Origin of the sequence: Streptomyces sp. MB09-02B, assembly GCF_033794485.1 — a bacterium.
Taxonomy (GTDB): Bacteria; Actinomycetota; Actinomycetes; order Streptomycetales; family Streptomycetaceae; genus Streptomyces.
The window spans coordinates 1-11,759 of sequence record NZ_JARGEE010000289.1 but is presented as its reverse complement, the minus strand read 5'-3'; the positions used below and the strand labels follow the sequence as shown (position 1 = coordinate 11,759).

The following is an 11,759-nucleotide window of genomic DNA, read 5'->3' as shown; positions in this document are numbered from 1 at the left end:
AGGCCAGGGCAAGGCCCACATCCAGCACGTCCTGACCGCCATCGCCGTCAACATCGAACGGCTCAGCGGACTTTCGCCGACCGAGGAAGCAACCATGCCTCAACGGCCGACTGCCTTCCAGAACTACCTCGACCAGCCCGTCATCCACGGCGCTCGTCCCACTCACAGGGGCCTTCCCGGCCTCGGTGTCACTCGTCACGTCAGTCATCAACTGTCGCTTCCAGCTCGGGAGTTACACCCCTCACCGTACAGACCCGGCCTGGGCCGAACACCTCGCCCGGGCCCGGGTGCTGGAAGCCGAGCACGGGCGGGTATGCGCCCGCATCCGGCACCTGAACGACGCGCTGGCCCGGGCGGCGGCCCGCTGGGCCGTCGACCAGGCCGCCGCGCTCGGCGCGAGCGTCATCTACCTAGAAGACCTCACCACCCTTCAAGCACGCGGCCACCGCAAGGGCAACGCCCGCCTGTCCGGACAGGTGCGCGGCACCCTCGCCCAGGCGGTCCGGCACCTGGGAGCGAAGGCGGGGATCACCGTGGTCACCGTCCCGGCCCGGGGCACCTCAAGGCTGTGCCCCGGCTGCCTCGCCGTACTCACCCACCATCCCGCGCCCGACCGGCTGTCGGAGCGGGGCTGGAAATGGGCGCACTGCACCGGCTGCGGGCTGTCCATGGACCGCGACCATGCCGCCGCCCGCCGGATCGTCTCCCGTGGCCTGCTCGCCCAGACCCACACCACCACCGACCGCACCACTGGCGCCCGGACCATCCGCACCACCGTCGACGGCACCGTGGCTCTGGTCCGGCGTCCGAAGAAGACCACCCGCCGCCTGCGCCGCCAACGCCACACCGATCAGGCCCCACCCCGAGCACGCGGCCCGAAGACCACTCCACGCAAAGGGCATCCCACCCCGGGCAGGCCGAGCAGCACCCGCCACCGAAGTACCCGGCCTGCCACCCAAGCCCTGGCCCCGAACCCTGAGACTTCCCGCCGTATGCCCGATGTGCGTACGGTCCCCGCCACCACCCCCACCCCGGGGGCAGCCCAGCGTCCGGCGGGGCATGACACCACGACACCAGCCACAGTCAGGCCGGTGCCAGGTCATGGAGTACCCGCACCCCACCGAACCGGAGAAGACCTTCCTCGAACCGGCCGGATGCGGCTCTCACGCAGAACCTGTCGACGACGCACCCGCGCCGCCGAGCGGACCGGCTTCCACCACCTGCACGCCACCGAAGTCCACCCCCTCACCCCGAGGATCGGACCACCGGACAGCGACCGCACACGGCCACGCCGCGCCCGAAAAGCCTGGAAACCACAGGCACACACAGAGTTCTAGAGACGCTGACTCAAGTCCCGCCGCACAACGGCGCGTTCGCGCTCACCAGGTCTTCTTGCGTCGGGGCTGGTGCGCGACCCGGTCCTCGGTGTGTCATGCCTCTGACATCAACCCGGTGTGCCCGGAGTGGAAGGAACCCCGTGAGCCAGATCCGTCCCCGTCGCCGTCCCCGTCCCCGTCCCCGCGTCCGCGTCCGCGTCCGCGTCCGCGCACTCTGCGCGGCCGCCGCGCTCGCCCTGGGCGTACCCGTCGCTTTCTCGGGCCCCGCCACCGCGGCGGTCCCCACGCACTCGGTGTACCTCCAGAACGCCGTCACCGGCCTCAACGCGGCGGGCAGCGGCGGTACGGTCGCCGCGCACAACCCCAGGGGCAACGAGGACCACCAGCAGTGGACGCCCGTCGCGGTCACCGGTGGCCACCAGCTGCGCAGCGCCGACCAGTCGGGGATCTGCCTCGGACGCACGGGCACCGCGGCGGTGACAGCGGCCTGCGGCGCGGACGGCACCACATGGACGGTCACCGAGGCCGCGAACAGCACGTACACCATCGGCGTGCCGGGAACCTCGCAGTATCTGACGGGCACCTCCTCCGACGCGTCCCTCGTGCAGCTCGGGTCGAGCGGCTCCTACGCCCGCTGGCACCTCACACCGGTGTCCTACGCGACGTCGCCCATGCCCTCCGCCGATACCCGCACGCTCGACCAGGTCTCGTTCCTCACCTCGCACAACGCCTACGCGAACGGTGTCGACGGCGACTTCGCCTCGTTCCCCGTGAGCCTGTTCCCGAACCAGGCGCGCGGGGTGAGTCGCCAACTCACGGACGGAGTGAGGGGGTTCATGCTGGACGCGTACACCAAGTCGGGCAGGGCGATGCTCTGCCACAACAGCTGTGACGGGGTGAGCAACCCGGTCCCGCTCGCCACGGACCTGCAGCACATGGTCACCTTCCTCAAGGCCGACCCGGGCCAGTTCGTCACCGTCTTCCTGGAGGACTACACCACCTCCGACGTGCTGAAGTCGTCGCTGGCGTCCGTGAGCGGTCTGTCCGACGTGCTGTATCGGCCGGACCAGGAGGGTGTGGCGACGAACGGCTGGCCGAGGATGGCGGACCTCGCGGCCCGGGGCAAGCAGCTGCTGATCTTCAGCGACCGCACCCGCGCGAGCGACACCTCCGCCGGCCACGTCACCCGTGACACGTTCGGCGTGATGTACCAGCGCGAGTGGACCGTCGAGAACCACTGGTCCATGGGCGGCGGGCTCGGTGGCTCCGACTGGTCCTGCTACAGCCGCTGGGGCACCGCCAGACCGCTCACGACGGACTCCGCCGCGTTCCACCCGCTGTTCGTGATGAACCACTTCCGCGACTACACGATCAGCGGCACGGCGGAGACGGACAACGCCAAGCTGGGCAACCGGGCGCAGAACTTCTGCACCCCGGCCGCGCGCAAGAAGCCCAACTACCTCGCCGTGGACCGCTACGAGCTGGGTTCACCGTCACCGCTCACGACCGTCGGGAACCTCAACGCGTACGTCCTCACGGCCGGGCAGTAGCCGCCGGGCCGGCAGACGGGCCGACAATCGGGCCGACAGACGGCTCGCCGGACCGCCCTCCGGCGGCCGTCGCCGTGCCCACCGCGCGCCCATCCTGCGGGGCGCCGAACGCATGCCCCGCAGGACGGGCAGATGGTTCCGGGAGAGCTTCGCCCGCTCCCCGCCGCCCGCGATCAGGGCGTTGACGGACGCCATCGGGTCGGCACCGGCCGACCGCGCCACCAACGCGCCGACCACCAGCGGCAGCAGCACCACCGCGAGGGCCGAACCGGTGGCGGTGGCCGTGGCGGTGGCCGTGGCGGTGACCTGGCGGAGGGGGCGCGGGCGCGAGGGGTGCGTGTCCATGACGACAGTGCATCACCGGGGCAGGGCGCCCGGCATCGGAGCACATACTCAGTCGCCCCGTCCGGCGTACTCAGGCCGCCACCACGGCTCCCCGCTCCCCCGCCTCCCGATGGATCGGTGTGCCCGAACCGGTCAACGGCACACCCGTACCGCCGCGCCGGGCCGCGACGATCTCCGCGGCGATGGACAGGGCGGTCTCCTCGGGCGTCCGGGCGCCGAGGTCCAGCCCGATCGGGGACCGCAGCCGGGCCAACTCCCGCTCGGTGAGGCCGACTTCCCGCAGCCGCCGATCGCGCTCGGCGTGGGTGCGGCGGGAGCCCATCGCGCCCACGAACGCGACCGGCATCCGCAGGGCCTCCTTGAGCAGGGGGATGTCGAACTTGGCGTCGTGGGTGAGCACGCACAGGACGGTGCGGCTGTCGGTCGCGGTGCGCCGCAGATAGCGGTGCGGCCAGTCCACGACGATCTCGTCCGCCTCGGGGAAGCGGGCACGGGTGACGAAGACCGGTCGGGCGTCGCACACGGTGACGTGGTGGCCGAGGAACTTGCCCGCCCGCACCAGTGCCGCCGCGAAGTCGATCGCCCCGAACACGATCATGCGGGGTGGTGGCACCCGCGTCTCCACGAGGACGGTGAGACCGTCGGCGCAGTACGACCCGTCCGCGGAGAGCTCGATCGTGCCGGTGCGTCCGCCGTCCAGCATGGCCCGCGCCTCGGCGGCGACAGTCCGGTCCAGGCCGGGACCGCCGCCGAGACCGCCGTCGTACGCGTACGCGCCCGCACGCACCCCGCCGTCCGGCCGGTCGCTCGCCTCGCCGGACGCCCGGTCGCGCTGGTCGTCGTACGCCCCGTCCCCGTCCTCGCCGGACGCCCCGCCGGCGCGTACGAGCAGGGCCTGTCCGAGGAGTTCGGCCGGTCCTCGGACGACGCGGGCGACGGCCGTCGGCTCGCCCTCGGCGGCGGCCGAGAGCGCGGCGCGCAGGACCGCTCGGGCGGGTGACCGGGCGGTGACCGGGGTGACCAGGATGTCGATCACCCCGCCGCAGGTCAGGCCGACGGCGAAGGCGTCCTCGTCGCTGTAGCCGAAGCGCCGCAGGACGGTCTCGCCGTCCGCCAGGGCCTGCCCGCACAGCTCGTACACCGCGCCCTCGACGCATCCGCCGGAGACGGAGCCGATGACCGTGCCCTCGCCGTCGACGGCGAGGGCCGCGCCGGGACCGCGCGGCGCGCTGCCGCCGACCGCGACGACGGTGGCGACGGCGAAGTCGCGGCCCTCCTCGGCCCAGGCGCTCAGCTCGGGGGCCAGGTCAAGCATCCCGGGCCGCCGTCAGGACGCGGTCGGGCCGGATCGGCAGTTGGCGGTGGCGGACGCCGGTGGCGTGCCAGACCGCGTTGGCGACGGCGGCCGCCGCGCCCACGATGCCGATCTCGCCGATGCCCTTGATGCCGACGGGGTCCTCGGGGTCGGGGTCGTCCACCCAGTCCGCCTCGACGGCGGGCACGTCGGCGTGCGCGGCCACGTGGTAGCCGGCGAGGTCGGCGCCGTAGTGGCCGCCGGACACCCGGTCGCGTACCGCCTCCTCGTGCAGGGCCATGGAGATGCCCCAGGTCATACCGCCGATGAACTGGCTGCGGGCGGTGAGCGGGTTGACGATCCTTCCGGCCGCGAAGATGCCGAGCATGCGGCGTACGCGCACCTCGCCGGTGGCGGGGTCCACGGCGACCTCGGCGAACTGGGCGCCGTAGGAGTGACGTTCCTTCTGTGCGAGGGCGCCGATGGCTGCGGTGGTGTCCGAGCGGACGGTGATGCCCTCGGGCGGGACGCCGCCGCCGAGGGCGAGCCGTTCCCGCAGTTCACCTGCCGCGAGGGTGACCGCCCAGGACCAGGAGCGGGTGCCCATCGAGCCACCGGCGATCATGGCCGGGCCGAGGTCGCTGTCGCCGAGCCTCACCCGGATACGGTCCGGTGCGGCCTCCAGCGCGTCGGCGGCGACCAGGGTGAGCGCGGTACGGGCGCCCGTCCCGATGTCCGCCGCGTTGACCCGCACGGTGTAGGTGCCGTCGGCCTCGGCCGTCACCGCCGCCGTGGACGGTCCCGCGCCCACGCCGAAGGAGGCCGCCGCCGTGCCGGTGCCGAGCAGCCGGCGGCCGTCGCGGCGTACACCGGGGCGCGGGTCGCGGTCGGCCCACCCGAACCGGCGTGCGCCCTCGCGGAAGCAGGCCCGCAGACCACGGCCGGCGAACGGCAGCCCGGAGACCGGGCCGCGCTCGGGTTCGTTGCGGGCGCGCAGTTCGATGGGGTCGATGCCCAGCTTCTCGGCGAGTTCGTCGAGCGCCGATTCCAGGGCGAACGATCCCGGGGCCTCGCCGGGCGCCCGCATGAACGTCGGCGTGGGCACGTCGAGCCGGACGACCCGGTTGGCCGTGTGGTGGGCGTCGGCGTCGTACATCACGCGGGCCGGTCCGGCGGCCGGCTCGACGAACTCGTGGACGGTCGAGGTGAGGCTGTGCGAGCGGTGTTCCAACGCGCGCAGCCGTCCGTCGGCGTCGGCGCCGAGCCGGACGCGCTGGGTGGTGGGGCTGCGGTAGCCCGCGAGGGAGAACATCTGACGCCGGGTCAAGACGACCCGGACCGGTCGCCGCAGGACGGTCGCGGCCATGACGGCGGCGACCTGGTGCGCGCGGACGCCCTTGCTGCCGAAGCCGCCGCCGACGTGCTCGGAGCGCACCCGGACCGAGGCGGGGTCGAGGGAGAACAGGTTGGCGAGTTCGCCCGCGACCCACATGGTGCCCTGGTTGGAGTCGACGACGTCGAGCCGGCCCCCGTCCCAGCGGACCGTCACGGCGTGCGGCTCCATCGGGTTGTGGTGTTCCTCGGGGGTGCTGTACTCGGCGTCCACGACGACGGCGGACGCGGCGAGTTCGGCCTCCAGGTCGCCCTTGCCGGTCACCGCCGGGCCGAAGCCGCCCGCGTCGTAGGCGTCCGGGTGCCCGGCGGTGAAGGTGACGTCGTGCGGTTCCTGGTCGTAGTGCACGACCAGGGCCTCGGCGGCCTCCCTGGCCTGTTCGGAGGTCTCGGCGACGACCAGCGCGACCGGCCAGCCGACATGGGGGACCCGGTCGTGCTGGAAGACGGCCGTGGTCGGGTCGGGCTTCATCCCCATGAGGCCCGTGTAGTCGGTTTCGAGGCGTGGGGCGTTCTCGTGGGTCAGGACGGCGAGCACGCCCGGCCGCGCGAGCGCGTCGGCGGACTCGATCGCGCGGATCCGGCCGCGGGCCACGGTCGACAGCGCCAGCCAGCCGTGGACGAGCCCGGTGAACGGGACCTCCCCGGCGTAGCGGGCCGCTCCGGTGACCTTGTCCCGGCCCTCGACCCGGGTGTGCGCGGTGCCGACGGCACCCTGGCGTGCGGTGGGGGCGGTGGTCATCGGGTGGCCTCCTCGGAAGGTGCGGAGGTGGGTGCGGGAGTGGAAGTGGGTGCGGTGGCGAGTTCGGACAGGACGGCCACGACGAGGTTGCGCGTCAGCGTCACCTTGTACGCGTTGTGCGGCAGCGGTCGCGCGGCCGCCAGTTCGGCGTCGGCGGCGGCCGCGAAGGCCTCGGCGTCGGCGGGCGCGCCGGTCAGCGCGCGTTCCGCCGCGTGGGCCCGCCACGGCCGGGACGCGACCGCCCCGAAGGCCAGCCGCACGTCCCGCACGACACCGTCCCGGACGTCGAGCGCGGCGGCGACGGAGCCGATGGCGAAGGCGTACGAGGCGCGCTCGCGGACCTTGCGGTAGCGGGAGCGGGCGGCCACCGGGGTGGGCGGCAGGGTGACGCCGGTGATCAGGGCGCCCGGCGGCAGGGCGGTCTCCAGGTGCGGGGTGTCGCCCACCGGGAGGTAGAAGTCGGCGAACGGCAACTCGCCGTGCCCGTCGGCCGTTTCGTACGACACGACGGCGTCGAGGGCGGCCAGCGCCACTCCCATGTCGGAGGGGTGGGTGGCCACGCAGTGCCCGGAGGCGCCCAGGATCGCGTGGTGGTGGTGCTCGCCCTCGATCGCGGGGCAGCCGCTGCCGGGGACCCGCTTGTTGCACGGCCGGGTGATGTCGGCGAAGTAGCCGCAGCGGGTGCGCTGGAGGAGGTTGCCGCCGACCGTGGCCATGTTGCGCAGTTGCCCGGAGGCGCCGGCCAGCACCGCCTGGGTGAGCGCCGGGTAGCGGCGGCGGACTTCGGGGTGCGCGGCGAGGTCGCTGTTGGTGACGGTCGCGCCGATCCGCAGCCCACCGCCCTCGGTCGTCTCGATCCCGTCGAGCGGGAGTTCACGGACGTCGACGAGGCGGGCGGGCCGCTCGACCCCGGTCTTCATCAGGTCGACGAGGTTGGTGCCGCCGCCGAGGAAGCGCGCCTCGGGGTCGGCGCCGAGCAGGGCGACGGCGCCGGAGACGTCGTGGGCCCGCTGGTAGTCGAACTCCCTCACGCCACGGCCTCCTTGGCCTTCGTGGTGCTGTCGGCGGCGGCGCGGGCGACGGCCTCGACGATCGACACGTAGGCGCCGCAGCGGCACAGGTTGCCGCTCATCCGCTCCCGGATCTCCTCGGGCGTCAGCGGTGGCGCTCCGGCCTCCGGGCGTACGTCGTCGGTGGCGGCGCTGGGCCAGCCCGCCGCGTGCTCCTCGATGACCGCGATGGCCGAACAGATCTGGCCCGGTGTGCAGTAGCCGCACTGGAAGCCGTCCAGATCGAGGAACGCCTGCTGCACGGGGTGGAGTGCGTCGCCGTCGGCGACACCCTCGATGGTGGTGATCTCACGCCCCTCGGCCGCCACCGCCAGCTGCAGACAGGACACCTCCCGCCGTCCGTCGACGAGGACGGTGCAGGCTCCGCACTGCCCCTGGTCGCAGCCCTTCTTGGTACCGGTCATGTCGAGGCGCTCGCGCAGGGCGTCGAGCAGCGTGGTGCGGTGGTCGACCGAGAGCGTGTGCTTCTCGCCGTTGATGTTCAGGGTGACGGCGCTGTACGTCGATGAGGTGGCTGGGGACATGATCAGCCTTCTTTCGCGTATCCGGGGCATGTCGAGAGGGACTCGCCCCGGCCGGCGGACGAGTCGGGAAAACGGGACGGCGCGGCTGTCGGCGCAGGTGGCGCCGGCGCTACGATGAAGCAACCGGACAGCTGTCCGGTCCGAGAAACGTAACGGACAGCTGTCCGCTTAACAAGTGCGGGTTTCGGTCACGGATCCGTCAGGAGGTCGCGTGCGACAGAAGAAGGACGCCTCCCTGCGCTCGGACGCCCAGCGCAACCGCGAGCGCATCCTGGCGGTCGCGCTCGTCGAGCTGACGCGCGCCGCGGACACACCGCTGAGCAGGATCGCCCGGGAGGCCGGCGTCGGCCAAGGCACCTTCTACCGCCACTTCCCCACCAGGGAGGACCTGGTCCTGGAGATCTACCGGCACGAGATGCGGCAGGTCGCCGACTCCGCCGCCCACCTGCTCGACACCCACGAGCCCGACCGGGCGCTGCGCGAGTGGATGGACCACCTCGCCCGGTTCGCCATGACCAAGGTGGGCCTCGCGGACGCGATCCGCCAGGCCACCTGCGGCCCCGGCGCCCCCGACAAGCCGGACCCCACCCCGGTGTCCGAGGCCGCCGAACTCCTTCTGCGCGCGGGCGAGAAGGCCGGCACCGTCCGCCCCGGAGTCACCGTGGACGACTTCTTCCTCGCCATCGCCGGCCTCTGGCAGATCGACCCCGAGGACTGGCAGCCGCGCGCCGGCCGCCTCCTCGACCTCGTCATGGACGGCCTGCGCACCGGGACGGCGGCGCGCTGAGCGCCGCCCGGGTCCACCGGACGGCGCGCAGGAGCGTCGCGACTTCACCTGGCACCCGGAGCGTTTCGCGGTCCGCTCCGGGTTCTGTTCGCGGTCCGCTCCGGGTTCCGTTGGTGTACGGACCCGTCAGAGTCGCGCCCCGACGTCCGCGCCGTTCGCGGGCCGCAGGAAGTTCGAGGCCGGGATCGAACCGTCGGCCGCCCTGGGCCCGGTGACCGCGGCCGCGTCGGTGCTCACGAAGGACCAGCTTCCGCCGAGGTTCCAGGAGTTGCCGCTGCCACCGGAGTTCGAGCCCAGAGAGACGTTCGTACCGTTGGCCACCGAGAGGTTCTTCGTCAGTGTGCCGTCGGCGTCGGCGAAGTCGAACCCGGCACCCTTGTTGCGCCACGCCGTGCAGCGCTCGGCGACCATCGCTCCCGGGTTGGCGTTGTCGATGAACCCGCCGGCCGAGTTGTCCCACGCCATGGTGCCGCGCACCACATGGGCCGCGGGCAGGTCCTCGTCACCGCCGCCCAGCTTGAAGCCGTTGCCGTCCCCGGTGTAGTTCGGGATGCTCCAGCGGTTGTAGCCGTTCCCGTACGCGGCGCTGCCCTCGACCGTCACCGGGGAGAGGAACTCCCAGAAGTCCAGCCCGTCGTCGGAGTTGTTCCACAGCCGGGCGCCGCGCACCACGTTGCCCGTCCCGGAGCCCTCCTTGATGGCCAGGCCGTCGGCGCTCTCACCGTTCTTGCGCGGATCCCGGTTGCCGTGGCTGTCCAGGTTGATGAACTGGTTGGCGCTCGACGCACCCTGGATGTGCACCCCGGACTCGTAGTTGTTCCGGGTGACCAGGCGCTCGAAGACATTGCCGCTGGTGTCCGCGCCGAAGATCCCGTACGGCCCGTTGACGATCTCCAGGCCGCTCAGCCGCCAGTGCTCCCCCTCGATGTGGATCGCGCCCCGCTGGGCCCGGGGGATGCTGGAGCCCACGGCGCCGGGCGTGTACGGCATGCCCTCGCCGTCGATGACGACCCGTTCGCCGTTGTAGTCGCCCATCCGGATCGGCTGACTCGCCGTACCGCTCTTGAGCAGCTGGATGTTGCTGCTCGGCGCGTACGTCCCGCCCCGGATGAGGATCGAGTCGCCCGGCTGCGCCAGGTCCACGGCGCGCTGGACGGTCCGCAGCGGTGCCGCCAGTGTGCCCGCGTTGCCGTCATTGCCGTTGGTCGCCACATAGAGGCTGGTGGCGGCGTGCGCGGCGGGGGCGGACAGGGCGAGGAGCCCGCCGGCCACGAGGCTCAACAGGCCTACGCACGCGGTGAATCGCTGTGGACGCATGGGTCGTCTCCCGGTCAGCCGTGAGGGAAAGCGCTTTCCAACCGGAAGTTAGGGTGGCTGTCCCGAGCACGTCAATATCCATGCACATGGAATACGTTTCCATCCATGAACGCACACATGGGTGCACTCCGTCATCTTGACGTGCCAATGACAACAATGGCATGTTCGACTGGGAGCGCTCCCATCTCACCAGGGAAGGGACCACCATGCGCAGCACCCGCTACTCCCCCTTACGACATCTGTCGCTTCTCGGCCTGCTGGCCGCCCTGCTCCTCCCCTTCGGACCGGCCTTCGCACCGGTCGCCTCCGCGGTCGACGCCGCGGCGGCCCCTGTGCGCGTGATGCCGCTCGGCGACTCGATCACCGGCTCGCCCGGCTGCTGGCGGGCGGTGCTCTGGAACCGTCTGCTGAACGGCGGTCACACGGACATCGACTTCGTCGGCACGCTCGGCCCGCAGGGCTGCGGGCAGGCGCACGACGGCGACAACGAGGGCCACGGAGGCGAGTTGGTGACCCAGGTCGCCGACCGGGACCTGCTGCCGGGCCGGCTGGCCGCGACGCGTCCGGACATCGTTGTCATGCACTTCGGCACCAACGACGTGTGGAGCAGCATCGCCCCCGACCGCATTCTCGCCGCCTACACCAAGCTGGTCGGCCAGATGCGGGCCTCCGACCCCCACATGCGGATCCTCGTCGCGCAGCTCATCCCCATGAACCCCGGCAGTTGCACGGGCTGCGCACAGCGCGTCGTCGACTTCAACGCGCGGATCCCCGACTGGGCGCGGGCGACGAGCACCGCCGAGTCTCCCGTGACCGTGGTGGACCAGTGGACGGGGTTCAGTACGGCGACCGACACCTACGACGGGGTGCATCCGAACGCGGCCGGGGACGAGAAGATCGCCGCCCGCTGGTATCCCGCGCTGAGCGCGGTGCTCGACGCGGGGGTGCCGGGTGATCCCGGGGACCCGGGCGACCCCGGCGATCCCGGTGGCGGTCAGCGGACGTGCTCCGCGGCCTTCCGGGCCACCAGCGTCTGGCAGGGCGGCTACCAGGGCGAGGTGACCGTGACGAACACGTCCACGGCCACCGTCGCGGGGTGGACCGTGACCGTCGCCCCGGCCGCCGGGGCCCGGCTCACGCAGGTCTGGAACGGGACCTCGACCACGGCGGCCGACGGCACGGCCACGGTCACCGCCGCCGCGTGGAACGGCACGCTCGCGGCGGGTGCGAGCACCACGTTCGGGTTCGTGGCCACGACGTCCACGACGGCCGGGACGCCGTCGGCGACGGTCGCGTGCACGGCACGGGTGACCTCGTCGTGACGCTCACCGCTCATCCCCACCCCGCACGATGCGCCTCGTCGTGACGCCCACCGCTCATCCCCACCCCGCTCGATCCACC

The 11,759-nt window shown here is 72.6% G+C and carries 10 protein-coding genes; 4 read left to right on the top strand and 6 right to left on the bottom strand.

The window, feature by feature from the left end:
* Positions 1 to 185: 185 nt before the first annotated feature.
* Positions 186 to 1,337, top strand: coding sequence for a zinc ribbon domain-containing protein (locus P1P70_RS31060; protein ID WP_319243681.1), 1,152 nt, complete (start codon positions 186 to 188; stop codon positions 1,335 to 1,337).
* A gap of 140 nt (positions 1,338 to 1,477) precedes the next feature.
* Positions 1,478 to 2,887, top strand: a complete 1,410-nt coding sequence (locus tag P1P70_RS31055; RefSeq protein ID WP_319243679.1) for a phospholipase — start codon at positions 1,478 to 1,480, stop codon at positions 2,885 to 2,887.
* Here P1P70_RS31055 and P1P70_RS31050 read toward each other — a convergent pair.
* The 5 genes from P1P70_RS31050 to P1P70_RS31030 form a co-directional block, all read right to left on the bottom strand.
* Positions 2,831 to 3,232: a hypothetical protein gene (locus P1P70_RS31050; RefSeq protein ID WP_319243677.1), complete on the bottom strand. Its 402-nt coding sequence runs from the start codon at positions 3,230 to 3,232 to the stop codon at positions 2,831 to 2,833. The two genes, P1P70_RS31055 and P1P70_RS31050, sit on opposite strands and share 57 nt — an antisense overlap.
* Before the next feature lie 70 nt (positions 3,233 to 3,302).
* A complete protein-coding gene (locus tag P1P70_RS31045) occupies positions 3,303 to 4,547 on the bottom strand; it encodes an XdhC/CoxI family protein (RefSeq protein ID WP_319243675.1) in 1,245 nt (414 codons plus the stop codon).
* Positions 4,540 to 6,660: a xanthine dehydrogenase family protein molybdopterin-binding subunit gene (locus P1P70_RS31040; RefSeq protein ID WP_319243673.1), complete on the bottom strand. Its 2,121-nt coding sequence runs from the start codon at positions 6,658 to 6,660 to the stop codon at positions 4,540 to 4,542. The genes P1P70_RS31045 and P1P70_RS31040 overlap by 8 nt, the downstream gene beginning before the upstream one ends.
* Positions 6,657 to 7,691, bottom strand: a complete 1,035-nt coding sequence (locus tag P1P70_RS31035; RefSeq protein ID WP_319243671.1) for a xanthine dehydrogenase family protein subunit M — start codon at positions 7,689 to 7,691, stop codon at positions 6,657 to 6,659. Before P1P70_RS31035 ends, P1P70_RS31040 begins: the two co-directional genes overlap by 4 nt.
* The gene (locus P1P70_RS31030; protein ID WP_319243669.1) at positions 7,688 to 8,254 is read right to left on the bottom strand and encodes a (2Fe-2S)-binding protein; all 567 of its coding nucleotides are present in this window, start codon (positions 8,252 to 8,254) and stop codon (positions 7,688 to 7,690) included. The genes P1P70_RS31035 and P1P70_RS31030 overlap by 4 nt, the downstream gene beginning before the upstream one ends.
* Before the next feature lie 211 nt (positions 8,255 to 8,465).
* On the opposite strand from P1P70_RS31030, the gene P1P70_RS31025 reads away from it, so the two are divergent.
* Complete coding sequence (locus P1P70_RS31025; protein WP_319243668.1) at positions 8,466 to 9,041, top strand: helix-turn-helix domain-containing protein; 576 nt, start codon at positions 8,466 to 8,468, stop codon at positions 9,039 to 9,041.
* Between the two features lie 126 nt (positions 9,042 to 9,167).
* Here P1P70_RS31025 and P1P70_RS31020 read toward each other — a convergent pair whose 3' ends face one another.
* Positions 9,168 to 10,358 (bottom strand): right-handed parallel beta-helix repeat-containing protein, encoded by a 1,191-nt coding sequence (locus tag P1P70_RS31020; RefSeq protein WP_319243666.1) that lies wholly within the window; start codon positions 10,356 to 10,358, stop codon positions 9,168 to 9,170.
* Positions 10,359 to 10,564: 206 nt separating this feature from the next.
* Here P1P70_RS31020 and P1P70_RS31015 point away from each other — a divergent pair, with 206 nt between their 5' ends.
* Positions 10,565 to 11,680 carry a GDSL-type esterase/lipase family protein gene (locus tag P1P70_RS31015; protein ID WP_319243683.1) on the top strand — a complete coding sequence of 372 codons (1,116 nt, stop codon included), beginning with the start codon at positions 10,565 to 10,567 and terminating at the stop codon, positions 11,678 to 11,680.
* The last annotated feature ends 79 nt before the right edge of the window (positions 11,681 to 11,759 follow it).